Below are 23,080 nucleotides of genomic sequence, written 5' to 3' on the forward strand. Positions count from 1 at the left end.
CTATTGGACGCTCAAATATTTCGCCGTCGCCGGTGAGGGCCTAGCCTATCTGCCTGGTTTCTTCGTTGAAACGGAGTGCGAGAACGGAATCCTCGTTCCGGTATTGCCGCAGTGGCGGTCGCCGGAAACCGCAATCAACCTCATCTACTCGCGCCGCCGCCACGTCTCCCGCCGCTTCAAGGCGTTTGTCGAATTCTGCATTGAATTCTACCGTGGCCGCGAAGGTAAGCGCATCCCGCGCTATTACGTCGAGAAAGTGGATAGACCGCTGCAAAGATGAGCTGATCTCCCCTCTCCTTCCCCGCCGGCTGCTCACCTACCCCCACGGCATGGAGCAACTATCCGCGAGGCATCCTGCTGCTCCAAAGTCATGGTGGCGTGGAAAGCTGCGAGGGGGTGGAGTGCCYGTGCTTTGCGGTCGGCACCCTTTTTCGGCCAGCGTCCGACAATGAGTGATCACCCGCAGCTAAGTAAGTCGATGCCTTCAGGACGGGCTTGCTGATGTGAGAAACTAGACCGGCAGCCGCATCTGCGGCCAGACTCGGCTTCGTACAGGCGGCTATCCGAGCCAGGTCCGCATCTGGGCTCCAGGCCTGACAATCGTCCTACTTCAAGAGCTTGAGCAGTTCTTTTGCGGCACCTTCCGATGAAGCGGGATTTTGGCCGGTCACGAGTTTGCCGTCGACAACGACGTAAGAGCCCCAGTCGCCACCTTTCTCGTAAAGTCCACCATTGGCCTTGAGCATGTCTTCGACAAGAAATGGAACCACGTCAGTCAGGCCAACCGCTGCTTCTTCGGTGTTGGTGAAGCCGGTTACACGTTTGCCTGAAACGAGCGGCTTGCCATCGGCACCCTTGGTGTGACGAAAGACGGCTGGCGCATGGCACACGGCGCCGACAGGACGGTCGCTGGCGGCGAAGGTTTCGATCAAGCGTTTGCTGTCGGCATTTTCCGCCAGATCCCACAAAGGGCCATGCCCGCCAGGATAGAAGATCGCGTCGAAGCCATCGGCATTCACCTCAGACAGTTTTGCGGTCGTAGCCAGCGCCCGTTGTGCGACCTCGTCCTTCTTGAAGCGCTTGGTTGCCTCTGTTTGGGCATCTTCAGCATCGCTCTTTGGGTCGATCGGCGGCTGACCGCCTTTGGGAGAAACCAGTGTGATGAGGGCTCCCGCATCGCGCAGAACGTAGTAGGGCGCGGCGAATTCCTCGAGCCAGAAACCGGTTTTCTCGCCCGTGTTTCCAAGCTTGTCATGCGACGTCAGGACCATAAGGATTTTCATGTGATGACTCCTTGCCTTGGTTATTTCGTGTTGCCCACGCGAATGACGCGTTTGCCGAAATTCTCGCCTCTCAGCAGGCCGACAAATGCCTGTGGGGCTTGCTCCAGCCCATCGATGATTTGTTCACGATAGAGAATTTTTCCGGCTTCGACCCAGGCTGCCATCTCCTTGGCGAACTCGGGATAGAGGTGGCCGAAATCGTTGAAGATGATGAAGCCGCGAATGGTGATCTGCTTGCGCAGGAGCTGGCCCAGGAACCAGTTCATCCGATCCGGGCCGTCGGGCAGGCTTGTGGCATTGTATTGCGAGACGAGACCGCAAAGTGGAATGCGCGCGCCCCTGTTGAGCAGCGGCAGCACCGCGTCGAAGACTTTGCCACCGACATTTTCGAAATAGACGTCGATACCTTCGGGTGTTGCGGCCTTCAATTGTTGGGCAAAATCCTCGGATTTGTGGTCGATACAGACGTCAAATCCAAGCGTTTCGACAGCGTAGGCGCATTTTTCAGCACCCCCAGCAATACCGACAACACGGCAGCCCAAAAGCTTGCCGATCTGCCCCACGGTGGCCCCAACCGGGCCAGTCGCTGCTGCGACCGCGATCGTTTCGCCCTTCTTGGGTGCCCCGATCTGCTTGAGCCCGGCCCAGGCGGTGAATCCAGGCATTCCCATGACGCCAAGCGCCCATGAGGGATGCTTGGGCGCACGCCCCAACGGCAAGACCCCAGTACCGTCCGACAATGCATAGTCCTGCCAGCCGTTGAAGCTGAGCACCCAGTCGCCGTTGTTGAAACCCTTCAGTTTCGACTCAACGACCTGAGCGATGGTCCCCCCGACCATGACGCCGCCAATTTCGACAGAGGCAGCGTAAGACGGGGCATCGCTCATGCGGCCGCGCATATAGGGGTCCAGCGACAGAAACTCGGTGCGCAGCAGCATCTGGCCGTCTTGCGGTTCGGGGATATCTACGGAAACGAGCTTCAGCGTGTTTTCGTTCGGCTCGCCTTTCGGACGTTCGGCGAGCAAATAGCGGCGGTTCTTGGTGTCGGACTGTGCCATGATGTTCTTCCTCTTGGGGATGGAAGTGAACTAGTTTGTCTGGGTTCGCCGGTTCATTGCAGAGACGATCTGGGTTGTGAGCCCCTGGTAATCGCCGTCGAAATGATGGTCGCCTCCGACCTTCAATTTCTCGACAGCAGTGAGACGCGGATCCTCGCAAGCCGACTCAGTTTCCTCATCGCCATAGACACAGAACACACGATCCTGCGGCAGCGCCGCGATGGCCTGCGCCACATCGCGGTCGCCGCCAAGACCGAGCCAGTTCTCCATCGTCACCTGGAAAGGCGTCGTCTTTTCCGTGCCGAGAAGACCGATGAAATCGATACGGCTGCGAATGTCGTCAGGCAGGTGCGGCCAGGCAAAGGGCGTGACATCGGCGCCAAAGGAATAGCCGAGCAGCGCCACCGGCAGCTTGCCGGAGGGATCAGCATCACGAATGATCGAAGCCATGTCCTTTGCAACCTTGTCGGGCTGACGCACCGACCAGAAATAGCGCAGCGAATCCACTCCGACGACCTGAATGCCTTGCGCTGCAAGCTGTTCGCCGACACTTTTGTCGATATCTCTCCAGCCGCCGTCACCAGAATAAAAGAGCGCGAGGCGTGTCGGGGTCCCCACCGTCGGGATGTCGACCACCGGCAGTGACTTGTCGCCGGCGTCAGCGGCGGCGATTTCGGCAACCGCATCCACGGCAAGCGACAACCGCTCATCCGCGGTCGCTGCGGTTTTTGTCTCAAGCCGGAAGCTGCCGGTCTGAGCGCTCGCGGCAGCTGCTGCCATCGTCGGCGCATCCGCCATGACCATCACCCCGGGAGAGGGCAACGGCGCGTCGAGCCCATAGCTGAAACCCCCGCCGGCCACGGCCGTCGGCTCCGCGCCCTTGCATACTGGTACTGCCGTATTCAGCGCCACTGCGGGGTCGATCGACACGGTGCCCGCCAAGGTCGCGGCCGGCGCGTCGGCCAGTGCGGCGTAAGCAAGTGTTGCACCTTCGCCGACGCCGAGAACGACGGGATGGAGATAATGGTGGCTGTCGAGCAGTCGCTGGGCTTCCTTGGACAGGCCTTCAAGATCGGACCCAAGATAGATGCACTCGCCAGGGTCGGTATTAAGAAGCGGCCGCCAGGCATCGATATCGACCGGCAGGACGGCGATGTCGCGACGTTCCAACTCACGGGCRAGCTTGGCGGCACGCCCATCGCGGTCGCCGGACCCGGATACGAGGATTGCCAGTCCTTGCAGCTTTCCCACCGGCGGCTGCATGGGCACATTGTTCAGCCGGCCGTAGCTTACGCTGATTGTCGGCGGCAGATAGCCGGCCTCACGCCGGATTTGCGGCCAGAACCACGCGGCTGCGGCCGCACAGCCGAGAGCGGCAATGCCCGCGATGCCAATCAGGATCATACGCTTTTTCATAATACAGCCCCGCATGAAATGAACATTTTGCCGCCTATTTGCGCTTGCCAATGAGGGGACGGCCACTGATCAAAGTGGTGACGTCGAGAAGTGCCTTTGGGGTATCAAGTGCTGGCGGGCAGATGAGGTAGTTGGCGGTCCACACCGGATCGAACTTGTCCTTGAAGGCACGCAGGCCGTCGAAGCGATAGAGGTTCTGGCCCTTCTGGTACATCAGCGAACCGAAACGGTTCCAGCGCGAGGCAACACGATGGTCGGTCAGCCCGGACAAGGGCGCGACCCCGAGATTGAACCAGCGATAGCCCTCGGCCTTCGCCACCATCATGACCTTGGTGAACAGCGCGTCCATCATGACCTTGCAGTCGTCCTGCCGGTAGCGCATCAGATCGACAGCGACCTCGTTGCGCTCGCCGCTCCGCCACAAATTGGCGAAGGCGACAATGCGATCGCCGCGCTTCAGCACCGCGACGTCGAAATGGCTCAGATATTCGGCATCGAAAAAGCCGAGCGAGAAGCGTTTCTCGCTGCCGGACTTCAGCCGCAGCCATTCGTCGGAGACCGCCCGCAACTGATCGATGATGCCAGGCACGTCCGCCTTCGCAACGATCTCGAAGGTCAGGCCATCCTTCTCCGCGCGGCGGTCGGCATAGCGCAGCGGCTGACGCTTGGCGCCTTCAAGCGTGAATTCGGCGAGATCAACGCGCGCTACCTCGCCAAGCTTCAAGGCCACCAGGCCCATGTCGAGGAACATCGGCAGGCGCTGCGGGCCGACTTCGTAGAACACAGTGCGCAGACCTGAGCGGTCGGCCAATTCGTGGAAGTCCCATGCCAGCGCGGTCATCGCCTCTTCGGTGCCAATGGGCTCTCCCATCGAGATCAGGCTGCCGCCCGAGCGCTGGTACATGACGAAGCCCTCGCCGTTGGCTGCGACGAGAAAGCGCTTGTCGCCGAGAAGGGCCAATGCTGCCGCCGTCGAACAGGCTTCCGCGACCAGCGCCGGCACGCTTTCGGGCACTCTTCCCAGTGGCGCCAGCGTCAGCACACGGCGGTTGATGAGCGTGTCGGCAAGCACAACAAGAAGCAGCGTGACCAAGACCACGCTGGCACGCAGCATGCGAGGGGCATCGCCGTTGAAGGCGAACTCCCACCAGAGCTGGCTGCTGTATTCGACGTGGCGGAAGGCGAAAAAGCCGAGCCATATGCAGGCGCAGATCGTCGTGCCGACGCTAGCCAGCCAGCCCCAAGAGAGATGCAGGTCACTGCGGAGGGGGCGCCGGTAGAAAGAGTCGCGGAAGACAAACAGTGTCAATGTCATGRGCGCCAGCACCAGTGCTTCTTCCCAGTCGAGACCCTTCGCCAGGGAAAAGACGGCACCGCTGATGAAGAGCATCATCGCCGCAAGCCAGGCGCGCCGCAGCCTTTTGACAAGGCCACGGGCAACGATCAGCAACGCCACCGCAACGAAGCTTGCGCCGAGATGGGACATTTCGACGAAGGGCAGCGGGATGAATTCGGAGAGTGTGTCGATGCGCTCGGCAAGGCTTGGCGTCAGTGCCGAGATCAGGATCACCATGGCGCCGATAAAGGCGATGCCGGCCGAAAGCGGCGGAATCAGCGGCTCGAGCAGCAGCGAGGCGGCACCGACAGGACCGGCCAGGCGGTGACGGTGGCGGTGGATTTCGGAGATGAGCAGGCCGAGCACCGCAACGCCAAAGGGCAGCAGCGTGTAGACGATGCGGTAGACGACCAGTCCAGCAAGCGCTTCGGAATTGTTGCCCAGACCAAGGCCGGCGATGATTGTCGCTTCAAAGGCGCCGATACCGCCCGGCGCGTGGCTGACGATGCCGAGGATTACGGCAACGACATAGACAAGGATGAAGGCCGAGAAACTTCCCACACTGCCCGCCGGAAGCAGCACATAGAGGCAGGCAGCAGCAGCAGCCAGATCGATAAGCCCGGCTGCGATCTGTACCAGTGCGCCGCGCGAGGACGGCAGCCTGAGAGAAATCCGGCCGAACCCCAGGGTCCGCTCGCCACGCGACAGCCAAACGACGAGCGCGGCGATGCCAAGCAGGACGACGAGGCCGATGGCGAGATCCAGTTCGGGCCCGAGGGTCGCGAGCCATGGGATCTGCCCCGGTTCGGCGACCATCGCGATCGCAGCCATGATGGCGAAGGCAAACCAGATCGCAAACCACGAGGTGCCGACTATGCGGCCGATATCGGCAAGTTCGATGCCTTGGGCGGCATAGACGCGATAGCGCAGCGCACCGCCCGTCAGCAGCGAAAAACCAAGCGCGTTGGAGATCGCGTAACCGGCGGCACCCGCAAGCACGGACACGCGACGCGGGATGCGGCCAGGGGCGATCGTTTCGACGGCCACGACGTCATAGAACGCGACGGCAGCGAAGCTGATGATGGTGAACAAGACCGCCAGCAACAGCGGTTCAAGCGGGAAGCTGCGCAGATCATCCTGAATTTCCGCGAGCGATATCGCATTGATGTGCTGGCTCAGCACCCAAAATGCGAAGATCGCGACGGCGACGCCAGCAAGCGGCAGGGCGACGGCCGACCGACGTTGCCAGGAAAACAGCTTGCCGCGTTCTGGCTGCATGTCGAGATATTCGGTCGTAGGCTGGTCCATGCTGTCGCCATTCAATTCGCTGCGCGGAACGCGTCGGCGAGGCGCGAAGAGGCGACGCGATAAGGGCAATTCTGCGGCGGATTCCACCCTGCAATCAACCGCGAACCTTAACTCTTCGTCATGTTCCGCTGCGAGGTAATGGGGCGAGTTTCTGGCAGGTGCGTCGAACCCTCCACAAGGTTTGCAGTTCTACTCGTATCGCCGAGGAATTTTCTATAAATATTTTTAAGTCACCTTTCTGGTGACGAAATCACATTTTTTCGTACCTGTTTATCTTCGCATGATTTCTTAGAAAAATAGCGCGCTCCTCTTTTTTTGAATACTTCAATGCAGCACAGAATTATTTTTAGCACTCCTGTTATTCGAGTGCCAAAAGGTGTACACAGGGAATGCGGTCCCCTACGCGCCGACTGCAGAAAGAACCCCTATGAAATTCCGACCACTTCACGACCGCGTCGTTGTCCGACGCGCCGAAGGCGATCTCAAATCCAAAGGCGGCATCATCATTCCCGACAATGCCAAGGAAAAGCCGCAGCAGGGCGAAGTGGTTGCAGTAGGACCGGGCTCGCGCGACGAAAGCGGCAAGCTGATCCCGCTTGACGTTAAGGCAGGCGACACCGTGCTGTTCGGCAAATGGTCGGGCACCGAAGTCAAGATCGACGGTGCCGATCTCCTGATCATGAAGGAGACTGACATCATGGGCATCGTCGACAACAGCGAAGCGGCCAAAAAAGCGGCCTGATCAGGCTCTGCGGTCTCAAGAACGAACTGGACGAAAAATCATGTCTGCCAAAGAAATCAAATTTTCCACCGATGCCCGCGACCGCATGCTGCGCGGCGTCGAACTCCTCAACAACGCCGTCAAGGTGACGCTCGGTCCGAAAGGCCGCAATGTCGTCATTGATCGCGCCTATGGCCCGCCGCGCATCACTAAGGACGGCGTCACTGTCGCCAAGGAGATCGAGCTGTCAGACAAATTCGAGAACATGGGCGCGCAAATGGTGCGCGAAGTGGCCTCGAAGACCAACGACCTCGCCGGTGACGGCACCACCACCGCAACCGTGCTCGCCGCCTCCATCCTGCGAGAGGGCGCCAAGCTGGTTGCAGCCGGCATGAACCCGATGGATCTMAAGCGCGGCATCGACCTAGCGGTCGCGGCCGTCGTCAAGGACGTCCAGGCACGCTCCACGAAGGTCAAGTCGTCCGACGAAATCGCCCAGGTCGGCACTATCGCCGCCAACGGCGACGCCACCGTCGGCGACATGATCGCCAAGGCGATGGAAAAGGTCGGCAATGAAGGCGTCATCACCGTCGAGGAAGCCAAGACCGCCGAGACCGAACTCGACGTCGTCGAGGGAATGCAGTTCGACCGTGGCTACCTCAGCCCCTATTTCGTCACCAACACCGACAAGATGCGTGCCGAGCTGGAGGACCCCTACATCCTCATTCACGAAAAGAAGCTCGGCAATCTCCAGGCGATACTGCCGATCCTGGAGGCCGTGGTGCAAAGCGGCAAGCCGCTTTTGATCATTGCCGAGGACGTCGAAGGCGAAGCGCTGGCAACGCTTGTCGTCAACAAGCTGCGTGGCGGTCTGAAGGTCGCCGCCGTCAAGGCGCCAGGCTTCGGCGACCGCCGCAAGGCGATGCTGGAAGACATCGCGATCCTGACCGCCGGCCAAATGATCTCGGAGGATCTCGGTATCAAGCTCGAAAATGTCACCATCGACATGCTCGGCCGGGCCAAGCGCGTGCTCATCGACAAGGACACGACCACGATCATCGACGGCTCCGGCGACAAGGCGGGCATTGCCGCGCGTATCGCGCAGTTGAAGATGCAGATCGAAGAAACCACTTCCGACTACGACAAGGAAAAACTGCAGGAACGCCTGGCCAAGCTCGCTGGCGGCGTTGCCGTCATCCGTGTCGGCGGCGCGACCGAGACCGAGGTCAAGGAAAAGAAGGACCGCATCGACGATGCGCTGAACGCCACCCGGGCTGCCGTTGAAGAGGGCATTGTTGCCGGCGGCGGCGTGGCCCTGCTGCGCGCCAAGACCGTGCTGAAAACGCTTGTCGGCGGCAATGCCGATGTGACCGCCGGCATTTCGATTGTGCTCAAGGCGCTCGAGGCGCCGATCCGGCAGATCGCCGAGAATGCCGGTGTCGAAGGCTCAGTCGTCGTCGGCAAACTGATGGACAACGAGAATGCCGATCTGGGCTTCAATGCGCAGACCGAAACCTATGTCGATATGATCAAGGCCGGCATCGTCGATCCGGCCAAGGTCGTACGCACGGCCCTGCAGGACGCCGGCTCGATCGCCGCACTGCTGATCACCGCCGAAGCCATGATCGCCGACATTCCGGCGAAGGAAGCATCCAACGGCGGCAACCCAGCTGGAATGGGTTACTGAGCAACGCCTGAACCATCTGGCCGCTGTGCGGCTGGATGGTGACTCCCCACCATCAACTAGGAGCGTTACATGGCCATGCAGACCAACCAGAAGCAGTCCGTCGCCGCACGATGGGAGAACTACCAGCCGTCCAAATCGACGCTCGTCTGGACATGCGTCGGCACCGCCGTCGCAACGATGATCATCGGCTTCAGCTGGGGTGGCTGGGTCACCGGCGGCACCTCGCAGACGCTTGCGACGACAGCCGGCGACGTGGCGCGCGGTCAACTCGCCTCGACAATATGCGTCGAGCGGTTCAATGCAGCACCCGATGCAGCGGCAAAGCTGACCGAACTGAAAGCCAAGACAGTCGGCTACGATAGGCAGAAGTTCGTCGAAGCCGGCGGCTGGGCCACCATGCCGGGAGAGACCGCTCCTGACCGGCGCGCCTCGACCGGCTGTGCCACCGCACTCGCGGCCTAAGCATGCCGCGCCGGAACTGTCAGCTCCGGCGCGTGCACCCTCGTTTCCAGTGCCGCGATTGACCGTCGCTCCAACACCCGACGGCCTGCTTTTCCTCTCCAACGACATGCTGCCGCCGCCTGGAAATATCCTGGCGGGCGTCTCGGCTTCAGCAGAGAAGGATTTCGACCATGATCAAATTCTCAAAGAAGAACGACCCATCGCCGGCAGACAGCGATGAAAACCGCTTCGACTTCATCCGCAGGGCCGCAGCCGAGAAACACAGAAAAATCAAGAGCGACGACGACGACCRCCGTAGTGAGCAAGCGATCGAAGACGAGCAACCACAATGAGCTTGAGCTGACAGTCCGCAACCGGTTGCCCGGCAATGGTGGCCTCAGATCGCCTTGGTCAGCACGCCGTCGCCGACAAGTCGCTCTTTGAGCATGGCGATGAACATCAGCATCGGCCGCGACAGCGGGGCGTCGCGCAGAGTGGCTATGCCATAGTCGCTCCACAAAGGGGGCGAGAACGGGCGCATCACGACGCGATCGGATTTCAGCAGGCTGCCGATCAGTGCCGGGATGATCGAAACGCCAATACCTTCGGCGACCAGGGCGACGCTGGCCTCGACCGAATGGGCTTCGACCCGGCAACGCACCGCGCCTTGGGCGCGCCGCAGCCGCTCTTCGATGTCTTCGCGGCTCGATCTCAGCCGCCCGAGCAGCACCAGATCGGTGCCCGACAGATCGTCAGCACTGATGGTTTCGCGCGCGGCGAGCGGATGGCCAGTCGGCAAAACGCATAATTGCCCACTCGACACCAGCGGCATCGTCACCAGACCGCGATCCTCGGTCGGCAGCCGGACAAAGCCGAAATCGACGCTGCGCCCCATGACCGCGCGTTCGATCGTATCGTAGGGACCAGCCACCAGCTCGATGCTGACCTGGTCCTGGGTGGCCAGAAAGTCGGCGACCAGCCTTGGCAAAAGCGTGGTGGTCAGTGAGTGCGGAAACCCCATCTTGATCAACGTCCGGCCCGAGCGCCCGGCGCTGAGTTCGTCGGTCCGGCGCTTCAGCCGCGCCAACACGTCCGAAAGCTCACCGACCTCCTGCAGCAGTGCGGTCGCCTCCGGCTTCGGAACCAGCCTGCCCTTTTCGCGGCGGAAAAGCTCGAAGCCGATCTCCTCTTCCAGGCTGCTCAACTGCCTGCTGATCGCCGACTGCGACAAAGCGAGCACGCCCGATGCGCCGATGGTCGATCCGGTCTGCATCACCGCGCGGAACACTTCCAGTTGCTTGAGATTCATCCCGCGTCCCTATTCGCCAAGGCAACGGATCTGCGCCGGCGCCCTTTTTGCATCGAGTAATGCACAAAACTCATAAGATTGCGCGCCTCCTACCCTCGCTGCTACGTCGCACGACAACAGGCAGTCAACAACTGCCACCGGGAGGAGAGCATTCACGTGATGACCGGGCGCAGCCCTTTCAGGCAAGCCAAGCAAGGAGCCGCCGCGCGATGACGATCTTCATCATCCGTCGCTTCAGCCAAAGCCTGTTCGTCGTATTCCTGACGTCGGTTCTGGTTTTCGTCGGCGTCTACGCCATCGGCAATCCCGTCGATATCTTGATCCCGGCCGACGCCAGCTTCGCCGAACGCGAAGCGGCGATCCGCGCGCTTGGGCTCGACCGACCGTTGATCGCGCAATACGGCACCTTCCTCGTCAACGCGCTGCACGGCGATTTCGGCCGGTCCTTCGTCTTCAACCAGCCAGCCATCAGCCTGATCTTCCAGCGGCTGCCAGCGACGCTGGAGCTTTCTTTCGTGGCGCTGACCATAGCGCTCGTGCTCGGCATACCGCTTGGCCTGATCGCCGGGCTCAAGCCGCGTACGGTCGCTGATGAAACGATCATGACCGGCTCGATCCTCGGGTTCAGCCTGCCGAATTTCTGGCAAGGCATGATGCTGATCATGATCTTTTCGGTCTGGCTCGGCTGGTTGCCCTCCTCAGGACGCGGCGAGACCGGCGAGATTTTCGGCATTACCACGTCCCTGGCTACGTGGGACGGGTTCGCTCACCTCATCTTGCCAGCGACCAACCTCGCTTTGTTCCAGCTGTCGCTGGTGATCCGGCTGACCCGTACCGGCGTGCGTGAAACGATGCCGCTCGACTTCATCAAATTCGCCCGCGCCAAGGGCCTGTCCGAGCGCCGCATCATCTCGGTCCATGTGATGAAGAACATCCTCATCCCGATCGTCACCGTGGTCGGCATGGAGTTCGGCTCGTTGATCGCCTTTGCGGTGGTGACCGAGACAATCTTCGCCTGGCCCGGCATCGGCAAGCTTCTGATCGATTCCATCACCGTGCTCGACCGGCCCGTGGTCGTTGCCTACCTGCTGGTCGTCGTCACCATGTTCATCTTCATCAACCTCGCCGTCGACATCGTCTATTCGATGCTCGATCCGCGCATTCGGCTGAGCGATACACAATGACCGCGCTCACCCACCGTTTCCAGGAAAGCCAGTCATTCTGGGCGCGTTCGCTGCGCGGCATCCTCGGCAGCCCCAAGGCTACGATCGCGCTGGCGGTCTGCCTGATCCTGATTGCAACCGCCATCTTCGGCCCATCGCTTGTGCCGCAAAATCCATATGATCTCGCCGCGATCGACTTTTTCGACGCGCGCCTGCCGCCGATGTCGGAAAGCATGTCGGGCACAACCTATTGGCTCGGCACAGACGGCCAGGGCCGCGACATGTTCTCGGCGATGGTCTACGGCCTGCGCACATCGATGGGCGTCGGCCTGTTTTCCGGTGTCATCGCTCTTGCTCTCGGCACCGCACTTGGCCTCACCGCGGCCTATTATGGCGGCCGCATCGACACGCTGATCATGCGCCTTGTCGACCTGATGCTCGGCTTCCCCACCATCCTGGTGGCGCTGATGCTGCTGGCGTTGCTCGGCCAGGGTGTGTGGAAGGTGGTGCTGGCCCTGGTCATCGTGCAGTGGGCGCAGTTCGCCCGCGCCGTGCGCGCCGCTGCCCTCATTGAGCGCGGCAAGGAATATGTCGAAGCCGCCGCCTCGCTTGGCCTTTCCAAGCCACGCATCCTGTTTGGCCACATGCTGCCCAACTGCCTGCCGCCGATCATCGTCATCGGAACGCTGCAGGTGGCCAATGCCATATCGGCCGAAGCGACACTATCCTTCCTTGGCATCGGCTTGCCGATCACCGAGCCATCGCTTGGCCTGTTGATCGCCAATGGCTACCAGACGCTGCTGTCGGGCCAATACTGGATATCGGTCTATCCCGGCCTTCTGCTGCTGGCGCTGGTGTTCAGCATCAACATCGTCGGCGACCGCTTGCGTGAAGTGCTCAACCCCCGTCTTTCGGAGCGCTGAGATGACGCTGAAGGTTGAAAATCTCTGCACCTATTTCTTCACCCGGGCTGGCGTCGCCAAGGCGGTGGATGGTGTGTCCTTTGAAGTCGGCCGCGGCGAAATCCTCGGTCTGGTCGGCGAATCCGGTTCCGGCAAATCGATCACAGGCTTTTCGATCCTGGGCCTTGTCGATCCGCCGGGCCGTGTCGCCAGCGGCAAGATCCTGTTCCACGGCCAAGACCTTGTCGGCCGTTCACAAAGCGAGATGCGGACGCTGAGGGGCAAGAAGATCGCCATGATCTTCCAGGACCCGATGATGACGCTCAATCCGGTGCTGTCGATCGAGACCCAGATGGTCGAGACGGTGCGCGCCCATGACAAGGTGTCCAAGGCCGAGGCGCGGACCCGCGCGGTCGAAGCGCTCGGCCTTGTCGGCATCCCCTCGCCCGACGAGCGGCTCGCCGCTTATCCGCATCAGTTCTCAGGCGGCATGCGCCAGCGGGTCGCCATCGCCATAGCACTGCTGCACCGGCCGGAGCTCATCATCGCCGATGAGCCGACCACAGCGCTCGACGTCACCATCCAGTCGCAGATCCTCGCGGTGATCCAGGGGCTGAGCCGCGATTTCGGCATGTCGCTGATCTGGATCAGCCATGATCTCGGCGTCGTCGCCGGCCTCGCCCACAGGATCGCTGTGATGTACGCCGGCAGGATCGTCGAGACTGGCGAGACCGATACCGTGCTCGACAATCCGGTCCATCCCTACACGATCGGGCTGATGCGTTCGGTTCCGGCCAATCTCGAGCCCGGCGAACCGCTGACGCCCATTCCCGGCATGGCCCCGCCACCGCTCGGGCGGCCCGTAGGCTGTCCGTTCCGCCTGCGCTGCTTTGCAGCCACCGCAGCTTGCGAGGCCGAGCCAGAAGAAACCGCAGTCGACGGCCACCGCTGGCGCTGTTTCCACCCGCAGATCGCGAGGGCAGCATGACGCCTCTTGTCGAAGCCACCACCATCTCCAAACGTTTCACGCGCGGGCTCGACTACGCCGAACGGCTTGCACGCTTTGTCGGCGCCAATGTCGAGGAGCGTGTCGTCCATGCCGTCGATGGCGTCTCGCTGAAGATTAACCCCGGTGAAGTTGTCGGACTGGTCGGCGAATCCGGCTGCGGCAAGTCGACCCTCGGCCGCATCATGGCTGGCATCCTGCCGCAGTCCGACGGTGTCATGAGCTGGCAGGGCAAGGATATGTCGGCGCTGCCGCGCTCGGAGGCAAAGGCTGCGCGGCTAGCCTCGCAGATGATCTTCCAGGACCCGATGTCTTCGCTCAACCCGCGCAAGACGATCCTCGACATAGTCGGCGAAGCGCCCGTCGCCCACGGCATGGTGGCGCGTAGCGAAGCTGCCGAGATGGTGACCGCGCTGATGTTGCGTGTCGGCCTCGACCCGTCCTACCTCAACCGCTACCCGCACCAGTTTTCAGGCGGACAGCGGCAGCGTATCGGCATCGCGCGGGCACTGGCGGTGAAGCCGCGCTTCATCATCTGCGATGAATCGGTGTCGGCGCTCGATGTCTCGATCCAGGCGCAGATTCTCAATCTGTTCATGGAGCTCAAGCAGGAGCTCGGCCTCACCTACCTGTTCATCAGCCACGACCTCGGCGTGGTCAAACACATCTCCGACCGCGTCGCGATCATGTATCTCGGCCGCATCGTCGAAAGTGCGCCAGCCGACGCCTTCTTCGCCGCGCCCAATCATCCCTACACGGTCGCACTTCTTTCCGAGGTGCCGACGATCAAGCAGCGCAAGCGGCAGTTCAATCCGGTGAAGGGCGAAATCCCCTCGCCGCTTCATCCGCCTTCCGGCTGCCATTTCCATCCGCGCTGCCCGCATGCCTTCGATCGCTGCCGCGTCGAGCGGCCGGTCTTGCGCGAGATCGCGGCGGACCATGTCAGCGCCTGCCACCTCAACGATTTGCCGGGCAAGGCGGCTTCGTCCGCTGCCCCAACAACTGCCATTGCATGAACAGAAAAGGGAACACGACCATGCAGATCATCCGTTCGACCTTCGCAGCCTTGCTTTTGGCCAGCAGCCTTTCCACGGCTGCATATGCTGCCGACCTCACCGTGGGCATTTCAGCGGAGCCTTCGGCAATCGACCCGCAATTCTCGCGCACCGGCAACAACCAGAATGCCGCCCAGCATATTTTCGGGCGCCTGGTCGAGCAGGACGAAAACCTGCAGATCAAGCCGAACCTGGCCGAATCCTGGAAGAATACCGATCCGCTGACCTGGGAAGTGAAACTGCGCCAGGGCGTCAAGTTTCACGACGGCTCGCCGCTGACCGCCGAGGACGTGGTCTATTCGCTTGAGCGCGTGTCGACGATTGAAAAAAGCCCGGCACCGTTCACCGCCAATGTCGGTCCCATCGCCAAGATGGAGATCGTTGATCCGACCACCATCCGCTTCACCACCAAGAAGCCGACGCCACAGTTCATGGAACTGGCTGGCATGGTCTACATCGTTTCCAAGAAGGCCTCGGAAGGCAAAGGCATCGCGGACTTCAACAGCGGTGCTGCGACCATCGGCACCGGCCCCTACAAGTTTGTCGAATGGGTGCCCGGCGACCGCCTCGTGCTTCAGCGCAACGATGACTTCTGGGGCGACAAGCCGGAGTTCGAAAAGGTCACCTTCCGCACCATCTCCAACAACGCCGCGCGCGTGGCAGCGCTTCGTTCCGGCGCGGTCGACCTGATCGACGCCGTACCGCCGGCCGACGTCGCAGCGCTGAAGAGCGTCAAGGGCATTGCCCTGCATTCGACGCCCTCGGCACGCATCGTTTATCTCGCGCTCGATACGGCGCGCGACGACAGCCCGTTCGTCACCGACAAGGCAGGCGCCAAACTGACACCGAGCCCGCTCAAGGACGCGCGCGTGCGCCAGGCGATGTCGAAGATGGTCGACCGCCAGCTCCTGATCGATCGCATCCTGTCGGGTGCAGGTGCGGCCGCTGGCCAGCTCGTGCCCGAAGGCATCGGCGGCTACTCAGCCAATCTCAAGCCAGAAGCAATCGATCTCGCCGGCGCCAAGGCTCTGCTTGCCGAGGCGGGTTATCCTGACGGCTTCGGCATCACCGTGCATTCGTCCAACGACCGTTTCGCCGGCGATTCCGATGTCGGCCAGGCTCTTGGCCAGTTGTTTGCGCGTGGCGGTCTCAAGGTCAACGGCGTCGTCACGCAGCCTTACAGCGTCTATGTCGCGGCGGCCGGCAAGCAGGAATTCTCGGCCTTCGTCTTCTCCTTCGGCACCACGACCCCGTCTTCGGCGCCTGGCATGACCAATGTGCTGATGACGTTCGATAAGGAGGCTGGCACCGGTTCATTCAACCGGGCGCGTTATTCCAATCCCGCCTACGACGCCAAGATGAAGGAAGCCCTGGCCGAATTCGACGTCGACAAGCGCAATACGCTGCTCGCCGAAGCTGCCGACATCGCCTTCGGCGACGTCGCCATCATGCCGCTCTACTGGCCGGTGGTCACCTGGGCGAGCCGCGACGGCATCGCCTTCACCCCTTCCAAGGGCGAAGACACGCTCGCCACCTATGCCCATACGGCGAAGTAAGGCAGTCATGAAAGCAGCAGCCAAAACGATGGATGTCGCATCCTTGCCCGCAGCCGAGCCGGTGAGCCCCGGCGTCGTGGTCCACCGCGATGTGATGGTGGCGATGCGCGACGGTGTCAGGCTCGCTGCCGACATCTATCGTCCGGCAAATGACGGCAAGGCGTCGCAAGACGCCCTGCCCGTCATCCTGGAGCGGACCGCCTACGGCAAGGGCGAGCGCTCGCGTTCGGAAATCGAAATCGGCATGACAAAGCCGATGACCCGGGCCGAGGTCGCCAGCCACTTCGTTGGTCACGGCTATATCGTGATCTATCAGGATTGCCGTGGCCGCTACGGCTCGGAAGGCGAGTTCACCAAATACCTCGCCGAAGGCCGAGACGGCTACGACACGCTTGCCTGGATCGTCGAGCAAAGCTGGTCGAATGGCAAGATCGGCACGATGGGCCTTTCTTACGCAGCGCACACGCAAATGGCGCTGGCCTGCCTCAACCCGCCAGGCCTCGCAGCCATGGTGCTGGATTCCGGTGGCTTCTCCAACGCCTTTACCTGCGGCATTCGCCAGGGCGGCGCGTTTGAATTGAAGCAGGCGACCTGGGCCTACAACAACGCCCGCGAGAGCGTCACGGCAAAGCAGGACCCGAACCTGCTGCGCGCGCTGGAAGCTGAGGACGTCAGGAGCTGGTTCAACGCCATGCCCTGGTCCGAGGGGCGTTCGCCGGTGCGCTGGGTCCCCGAATACGAGGACTACCTGCTCGAGCAGTGGCGGCACGGCACCTTTGACGACTACTGGAAACAGCCCGGCATCTACGCCGCCGAAAGCTACGATACATTCCCGAATGTGCCCGTCGCGCTGCTGTCGAGCTGGTACGATGCTTACGTCAAGACTACCTTCGAAAACTATGAAGGCCTGGCGCGCGACCGGGACCGTCCCGTGGCGCTTCTCATGGGCCCCAATCTGCACGGCAACCGCAACGCCAGCTTCGCCGGCGATGTCGAATTCGGCACCGCAGCGCCCTTGGGCGGCAACGTCACCGAAAGCTGGTTGGAATTCCGCCGACGCTGGTTCGACCGGTGGATGAAGGGCGTCGACAACGGTGTTGAGGCTGAGCCCCGCGCCCGCCTGTTCCTGATGGGCGGTGGGTCGGGCCGCAAGACCACGGAAGGGCGCCTCGACCATGGCGGGCGCTGGATCGCCGCGCCGGATTGGCCGGTGCCGGCCTCAGAAGAAACGGTGCTGCACCTGCACGAAGATGGCAGCCTGTCGGCGGAGGCCCCTGCCCCCGGTGCTGCCCCGTTCGTTTATGACTTCGATCCGAAGAACCCGGTGCCGACGATTGGCGGTGCGTTGACCAGCGGCCAGCCGGTATTTGAAGGCGGTGGTTTTGATCAACGCGAGCAGGCTCGGTTCTTCGGCTGCGAGGACACCAATCTGCCGCTTTCGGCACGGCTTGACGTGCTGTCTTTCGAGACCGAGCCATTCGCAACAGATACCGCCGTCATTGGCCCGGTGACTGTCGAACTGTTCGCCGCTACCGACGGGCTGGACACCGACTTCACCGCCAAACTGATCGACGTCTATCCGCCGAGCGAGGACTACCCGACCGGCTTTACCATGATCCTGACGGACGGCATTTTCCGCTGCCGCTACCGCGATGGCTTCGACACGCCAAAACCTTGCGTGCCGGGCGAGGTGATGAGCATCACCATCGAACCCTTCGCCACGGCCAATCTGTTCAAGAAGGGCCACAGGCTTCGCCTCGACATATCCTCGAGCAACTTTCCGAAGTTCGACGTCAATCCCAACACCGGTGCCCCGGAAGGCCGCGGCCGCGCCAAGCGTGTCGCCCGCAACATGGTCTATTGTGACCAGGAACGAGCCTCGCGCATCAGGTTGAGGACACTTCCGGCAGCTATGCTGCAGGGGCTAGTCGAAACGTAGGCCGTACGATCCCGCGGCTTTTCGTCGCCAGGTCACGTCAGCTTTCGCTCACAAGCGTATCCACAGCGACCGCCTTTGGCCTGGGCTGCTTCGTCACTGACCCGTGCTGTTTGAGGCGGACGCCTGGTCCTTCATTTTCGGAGGAAAGCAAGAGCACCCCGCCTTGCATCAGCGCATCGACCAGCAAATTTTCGGTCGTGCGGTGCAGGGCGTGGCGATGGCATTCGAAATCCTTGATCGTGCTGCGCGACACTCCAGCGAGTGTTGCCAGCTGTTCCTGCGTCCAGTTGAGCAGGCCGCGCGCGGCCCTGCATTGCTCAGGAAGTAAATTCATCGAATGAAGCCTTGCCGGATCACCACAGAGTCAACCATAATGGGCGAGATCACGCAATAGTTCCCACCACCCAGATGAGTGCCCACGAAGAATGACAGACGAAACATCATTGATATGGATGATCGTCTTGCCTTTCGTGGGCAGTGCCATTGCTGCCCTGTTGCCTACCAATGCACGTAATGCCGAAGCCTGGCTGGCTGGGGCCATAACGCTCGTCACGCTGTTCCTGGCATCTGTCAGTTATCCGGCTGTCGCTGGCGGCGGTGCCATTCGCAGCACCATCGAGTGGATCCCCACGCTTGGTCTCAACCTGTCGCTGCGCATGGATGGCTTCGCCTGGCTATTTGCCATGATGATCAGCGGCATCGGGTTTCTCGTGGTACTGTATGCCCGCTACTACATGTCACCCGACGACCCGGTTCCAAGGTTCTTTTCGTTCTTCCTGGCTTTCATGGGCGCGATGCTCGGCGTCGTGCTTTCGGGCAACCTCATCCTGCTGGTGGTGTTCTGGGAGCTGACCAGCGTCTTTTCGTTCCTGCTCATCGGCTATTGGCACCACAACGCCAATGCCCGCGATGGCGCGCGCATGGCCTTGACCATCACCGGCATTGGCGGACTGGGACTTCTCGCCGGCGTCCTGCTCATTGGCCACATCGTCGGCAGCTACGATCTCGACCGCGTGCTCGCCTCGGGCGACCTCATCCGCTCGCACGATCTCTACGTGCCCGCACTTGTGCTCGTCTTGCTGGGCACCTTGACCAAGAGCGCCCAGTTCCCGTTCCATTTCTGGCTGCCCAACGCCATGGCGGCTCCCACGCCGGTGTCGGCCTATCTGCATTCGGCAACGATGGTGAAGGCCGGCGTGTTCCTGATGGCGCGGCTGTGGCCGGTGCTGGCCGGCTCCACCGAATGGTTCTGGATCCTCGGCTTTTGCGGAATGATGTCGCTTGCACTGGGGGCGTATTTCGCCATTTTCCAGCAGGACATAAAGGGCCTGCTCGCCTATTCGACGATCAGTCACCTGGGCCTGATCACGCTGCTGCTCAGCCTGGGCAGCCCACTGGGCGCTGTGGCCGCCATCTTCCACATGGTCAACCATGCCACTTTCAAAGCCTCGCTTTTCATGGCCGCCGGCATCATCGACCACGAATGCGGCACACGTGACATCCGTCGGCTGAGCGGGCTTTTCCGCTTCATGCCGATCACAGCGACCCTGGCAATGGTAGCAAGTGCCGCCATGGCGGGCGTTCCCCTGCTCAACGGCTTCCTGTCCAAGGAAATGTTCTTCGCCGAGGCGATCGAAACCCATGCGATCTCGGTGCTCGACACCGCCGCACCTTATGTTGCCGTGCTGGCAAGTACGTTCGCCGTCACCTACTCACTCCGGTTCATCCACGGCGTGTTTTTCGGTCCGCCACCCGCGGACTTGCCAAATCTGCCTCACGAACCGGCATTCCTGATGCGGTTTCCGATCCTGCTCCTGGTTGTCGCCTGCTTGCTCGTCGGAACCATTCCTGCCCTGACAATCGGACCATTCCTGCACACCGCTGTCACCTCTGTGCTCGGCGAGCGTACGCCCGAATACAGTCTGGCCATCTGGCACGGCTTCAACCTGCCCTTGCTGATGAGCGTCTTCGCGCTTGTTGCCGGTGTCATCCTCTATCTGAGCATCAAGAACTACCTGGCGCATTGTGAGGAAGGTCCTCCTTTCTTCCGCCGCCTCAAAGGCCAGCGCATCTTCGAACGCGCCATGGTCACCGTCTCTTGGCGTTGGGCGCGCTTTGTCGACTACCGCCTCGGTGCACGCCGGCTTCAGCCGCAGCTTCGCCTGTTAGTGACAGTGGCTTTCATTGCGGCGCTATGGCCGCTCTACAGCCTAGGCTTCGCGTCCGGCCGATTCACCTTGACGGGTGCCGATCCCGTCTTTGCCGGTGTCTGGGTACTTGGCATCGTTTGCGCCCTCGGTGCGGCCTATCAGGCGAAGTTCCATCGCCTTGCCGCCCTCATGCTCCTGTCGGGTGCCGGGCTTGTTACCTGCATCACCTTCGTCTGGCTTTCCGCGCCCGACCTCGCCATCACCCAGCTGCTGGTCGAGATCGTGACCACCGTGCTCATCTTGCTTGGCCTGCGCTGGCTTCCCCAGCGCGTCCAAGACGGCCACACCACCGCTGCCGCGGTCGTGGGCGCGCGGCTGCGCCGCTTCCGCGATCTTGCCATCGCGGTTTGCGTCGGCGGAGGTGTGACGCTGATTGCCTATGCGGTGATGACGCGCACGCAGCCGCCCACAATCGCCGACTACTTCCTGGAAAAGGCCTATAGCGAAGGCGGCGGACGCAATGTCGTCAACGTCATCCTGGTCGACTTCCGCGGCTTCGACACGTTCGGCGAAATCACCGTGCTCGCAATCGTGGCGCTCACGGTGTTTGCCTTGCTGCGCCGCTTCCGTCCTGCCTCCGACAGCGTCGATTCACCCGAACAGCAGCGCATCCAGACCGCCTTCGACGAGGCCCAGCCCGATCGCGAGACCGGCGAGACAATCATCGACTATCTGATGATCCCAGCCGTCATCATGCAGTGGATGTTTCCTGTCATCATCATGTTCGCCGCCTATTTGTTCTTCCGCGGCCACGACCTGCCCGGCGGCGGCTTTGCCGCCGGCATTGCCATGGCTGCGGCCTTTATCCTTCAATACATGGCGGCCGGAACAAAATGGGTCGAAGACCGGCTCAGGGTTTTGCCTGTCAGGTGGATCGGCCTTGGCTTGCTGTTGGCGGCTTTCACCGGTGCCGGCTCCTGGCTGTTCGGCTATCCCTTCCTGACCTCGCATGCGCGCTACGTCGACCTGCCGCTGATCGGCGAGATACCGTTGGCCAGCGCCATATTCTTTGATCTCGGCGTGTTCTCGCTGGTGGTCGGCGCAACCGTGCTCATGCTGATCGCCCTTGCCCACCAGTCGATCCGCCGGCACCGCGTCGCCCGCACCATGGCTGCCGCAGAGGAGGAGAACGCCTGATGGAACTGATCCTCGCCATTGGAATTGGCGTCTTTGTCGGCTCGGGCGTGTGGCTTTTGCTGAGGCCGCGCACCTATCAGGTCATCATCGGGCTCTCGCTCATCGCTTATGGCGTCAACCTCTTCATCTTTTCGATGGGCAGGCTGCAGATCAACGCAGCGCCCGTGCTGGCGTCCGGCACCGTCAATCCTGCCGACTTTACCGATCCGATCCCGCAAGCTTTGGTCTTGACCGCCATCGTCATCGGCTTTGCCACCACGGCCCTGTTTCTGGTCCTGCTTCTGGTTTCGCGCGGCCTCACCGGCAGCGACCATGTCGACGGACGGGAGCCCAACTGATGGCGTGGGCAAACCACCTTGTGATCGCACCGATCCTGCTGCCGCTGGTCACAGGCGCCTTCCTGCTTTTGTTCGACGAGCGCCGCCGTGCCCTCAAGGCAATGGTCAGCCTCTTTGCGACGCTGGCCTTGCTGGTCATTGCCACCATCCTCGTGACCCAGGCCGCTACGGCGGCCAACACCGTCTACCTGCTCGGCAACTGGAAAGCGCCTTTCGGCATCGTTCTGGTGCTCGACCGGCTGTCGGCGCTGATGCTGGTGCTGACATCGGTACTGGCGATGGCGGCGCTGATCTTTTCGCTCGCCCGCTGRCACAAGAGCGGCCCGCATTTCCATACGCTGTTTCAGTTCCTGCTGATGGGATTGAACGGCGCCTTCCTCACCGGCGACCTGTTCAATCTCTTTGTCTTCTTCGAGGTGTTCCTGGCCGCTTCCTACGGCCTGATCCTGCACGGATCGGGGTCGCTCAGGGTCAAGGCGGGCCTGCATTACGTGGTGATCAATCTTGCTGGCGCTTCGCTGTTCTTGATCGGCGTCAGCCTGATCTACGGTGTCACCGGCACGCTCAACATGGCCGACCTCGCCGTCCGCATTCCCATGGTCAGCGCAGATGACCGCATGTTGCTGGAAGCTGGTGCTGCGATCCTCGGCATCGCTTTTCTGATAAAAGCAGGCATGTGGCCGCTCGGCTTCTGGCTGCCCACCGCCTATAGCGCTGCAGCAGCCCCGGTGGCGGCGATTTTTGCCATGCTGAGCAAGGTCGGTATCTATATCCTGCTGCGCCTGTCGCTGCTGTTGTTCGGCATGGATGCCGGCGCCTCCGCTGGCTTCGGCGAGCCCTGGCTGCTTTATGGCGGCATGACCACCATCGCCTTCGGCGCCATCGGCGTTTTGGCATCGCAGGCCATGGGGCGCCTCGCCGGCTCCTATGTGCTGGTGTCATCCGGCACGCTGCTTGCGGCCATCGGCATGTCCAATGTCTCGGTCACCTCGGGCGCGCTGTTTTACATGGTCAGTTCCACGCTGACGATCGCGGCTTTCTTCCTGCTCATCGAGCTGGTCGAGCGCGCCCAGGACCCGGCCGCCGACGTTCTCGCCGTCACCATGGAAGCTTATGGCGACGACATGGACGAGGAAGAGGAGGAAGACGAAATCGGCGTCGCCATTCCAGCGACCCTCGTCATCCTGGGCATCTGCTTCACGGGCACGGCCCTGC

At 61.8% G+C, this 23,080-nt stretch carries 20 protein-coding genes; 14 read left to right on the forward strand and 6 right to left on the reverse strand.

What is annotated here, in order from left to right; genetic code table 11:
• Window positions 1-280, forward strand: a 280-nt coding sequence (locus tag AC1DWF_RS18750; protein WP_476841923.1) for a LysR substrate-binding domain-containing protein, incomplete at its 5' end; no start/stop codon positions are given.
• A gap of 325 nt (window positions 281-605) precedes the next feature.
• Here AC1DWF_RS18750 and AC1DWF_RS18755 read toward each other — a convergent pair.
• Genes AC1DWF_RS18755 through mprF form a run of 4 tightly spaced genes read right to left on the reverse strand, consistent with a single transcriptional unit; the run spans window position 606 to window position 6,401 of the window.
• Window positions 606-1,283 carry a type 1 glutamine amidotransferase domain-containing protein gene (locus AC1DWF_RS18755; protein WP_476787062.1) on the reverse strand — a complete coding sequence of 226 codons (678 nt, stop codon included), beginning with the start codon at window positions 1,281-1,283 and terminating at the stop codon, window positions 606-608.
• Between the two features lie 20 nt (window positions 1,284-1,303).
• Window positions 1,304-2,341 (reverse strand): NADP-dependent oxidoreductase, encoded by a 1,038-nt coding sequence (locus AC1DWF_RS18760; RefSeq protein ID WP_476789114.1) that lies wholly within the window; start codon window positions 2,339-2,341, stop codon window positions 1,304-1,306.
• Between the two features lie 30 nt (window positions 2,342-2,371).
• Window positions 2,372-3,757, reverse strand: coding sequence for an AcvB/VirJ family lysyl-phosphatidylglycerol hydrolase (locus AC1DWF_RS18765; protein WP_476804426.1), 1,386 nt, complete (start codon window positions 3,755-3,757; stop codon window positions 2,372-2,374).
• Window positions 3,758-3,791: 34 nt separating this feature from the next.
• Window positions 3,792-6,401 carry a bifunctional lysylphosphatidylglycerol flippase/synthetase MprF gene (gene mprF, locus AC1DWF_RS18770; RefSeq protein ID WP_476841924.1) on the reverse strand — a complete coding sequence of 870 codons (2,610 nt, stop codon included), beginning with the start codon at window positions 6,399-6,401 and terminating at the stop codon, window positions 3,792-3,794.
• Between the two features lie 427 nt (window positions 6,402-6,828).
• Here mprF and AC1DWF_RS18775 point away from each other — a divergent pair, with 427 nt between their 5' ends.
• From AC1DWF_RS18775 to AC1DWF_RS18790, 4 genes are all read left to right on the forward strand, one after another.
• The gene (locus AC1DWF_RS18775; RefSeq protein ID WP_476785930.1) at window positions 6,829-7,143 is read left to right on the forward strand and encodes a co-chaperone GroES; all 315 of its coding nucleotides are present in this window, start codon (window positions 6,829-6,831) and stop codon (window positions 7,141-7,143) included.
• A gap of 40 nt (window positions 7,144-7,183) precedes the next feature.
• The gene (gene groL / locus AC1DWF_RS18780) at window positions 7,184-8,809 is read left to right on the forward strand and encodes a chaperonin GroEL (protein ID WP_476785931.1); all 1,626 of its coding nucleotides are present in this window, start codon (window positions 7,184-7,186) and stop codon (window positions 8,807-8,809) included.
• Window positions 8,810-8,878: 69 nt separating this feature from the next.
• Window positions 8,879-9,271 carry a hypothetical protein gene (locus AC1DWF_RS18785; RefSeq protein ID WP_476785932.1) on the forward strand — a complete coding sequence of 131 codons (393 nt, stop codon included), beginning with the start codon at window positions 8,879-8,881 and terminating at the stop codon, window positions 9,269-9,271.
• 170 nt (window positions 9,272-9,441) lie between these two features.
• A complete protein-coding gene (locus AC1DWF_RS18790) occupies window positions 9,442-9,603 on the forward strand; it encodes a hypothetical protein (protein ID WP_476841925.1) in 162 nt (53 codons plus the stop codon).
• Window positions 9,604-9,647: 44 nt separating this feature from the next.
• On the opposite strand, the gene AC1DWF_RS18795 is transcribed toward AC1DWF_RS18790, so the two are convergent.
• Window positions 9,648-10,559 (reverse strand): LysR family transcriptional regulator, encoded by a 912-nt coding sequence (locus AC1DWF_RS18795; RefSeq protein WP_476785934.1) that lies wholly within the window; start codon window positions 10,557-10,559, stop codon window positions 9,648-9,650.
• 209 nt (window positions 10,560-10,768) lie between these two features.
• Here AC1DWF_RS18795 and AC1DWF_RS18800 point away from each other — a divergent pair, with 209 nt between their 5' ends.
• Genes AC1DWF_RS18800 through AC1DWF_RS18825 form a run of 6 tightly spaced genes read left to right on the forward strand, consistent with a single transcriptional unit; the run spans window position 10,769 to window position 18,180 of the window.
• On the forward strand, window positions 10,769-11,743 hold the full coding sequence (locus AC1DWF_RS18800) for an ABC transporter permease (protein ID WP_476802509.1): 975 nt from the start codon (window positions 10,769-10,771) through the stop codon (window positions 11,741-11,743).
• Window positions 11,740-12,645: an ABC transporter permease gene (locus AC1DWF_RS18805; RefSeq protein ID WP_476784616.1), complete on the forward strand. Its 906-nt coding sequence runs from the start codon at window positions 11,740-11,742 to the stop codon at window positions 12,643-12,645. The genes AC1DWF_RS18800 and AC1DWF_RS18805 overlap by 4 nt, the downstream gene beginning before the upstream one ends.
• Window position 12,646: 1 nt before the next feature.
• On the forward strand, window positions 12,647-13,612 hold the full coding sequence (locus AC1DWF_RS18810) for an ABC transporter ATP-binding protein (protein WP_476784617.1): 966 nt from the start codon (window positions 12,647-12,649) through the stop codon (window positions 13,610-13,612).
• Window positions 13,609-14,646 carry an ABC transporter ATP-binding protein gene (locus AC1DWF_RS18815; protein ID WP_476784618.1) on the forward strand — a complete coding sequence of 346 codons (1,038 nt, stop codon included), beginning with the start codon at window positions 13,609-13,611 and terminating at the stop codon, window positions 14,644-14,646. Before AC1DWF_RS18810 ends, AC1DWF_RS18815 begins: the two co-directional genes overlap by 4 nt.
• Before the next feature lie 20 nt (window positions 14,647-14,666).
• A complete protein-coding gene (locus AC1DWF_RS18820; RefSeq protein ID WP_476784619.1) occupies window positions 14,667-16,241 on the forward strand; it encodes an ABC transporter substrate-binding protein in 1,575 nt (524 codons plus the stop codon).
• Window positions 16,242-16,269: 28 nt separating this feature from the next.
• Entirely contained in the window at window positions 16,270-18,180 is a 1,911-nt protein-coding gene (locus AC1DWF_RS18825) for a CocE/NonD family hydrolase (protein ID WP_476784620.1), read from the forward strand.
• Window positions 18,181-18,217: 37 nt separating this feature from the next.
• Here the strand turns inward: AC1DWF_RS18825 and AC1DWF_RS18830 are convergent, their stop codons facing one another.
• Window positions 18,218-18,514 (reverse strand): helix-turn-helix domain-containing protein, encoded by a 297-nt coding sequence (locus AC1DWF_RS18830; RefSeq protein ID WP_476784621.1) that lies wholly within the window; start codon window positions 18,512-18,514, stop codon window positions 18,218-18,220.
• A 91-nt stretch (window positions 18,515-18,605) separates the two neighbouring features.
• Between AC1DWF_RS18830 and AC1DWF_RS18835 the strand changes: the two genes are divergently transcribed.
• The 3 genes from AC1DWF_RS18835 to AC1DWF_RS18845 all read left to right on the forward strand — a co-directional run.
• Window positions 18,606-21,527, forward strand: coding sequence for a monovalent cation/H+ antiporter subunit A (locus AC1DWF_RS18835; protein ID WP_476789122.1), 2,922 nt, complete (start codon window positions 18,606-18,608; stop codon window positions 21,525-21,527).
• On the forward strand, window positions 21,527-21,865 hold the full coding sequence (locus tag AC1DWF_RS18840) for a Na+/H+ antiporter subunit C (RefSeq protein WP_476786037.1): 339 nt from the start codon (window positions 21,527-21,529) through the stop codon (window positions 21,863-21,865). The genes AC1DWF_RS18835 and AC1DWF_RS18840 overlap by 1 nt, the downstream gene beginning before the upstream one ends.
• On the forward strand, window positions 21,865-23,080 hold a 1,216-nt coding region (locus AC1DWF_RS18845; protein ID WP_476841926.1), incomplete at its 3' end, for a monovalent cation/H+ antiporter subunit D. The genes AC1DWF_RS18840 and AC1DWF_RS18845, both read left to right, overlap by 1 nt.

The sequence above is a fragment of the Aminobacter sp. P4_D5 genome (assembly GCF_056401815.1).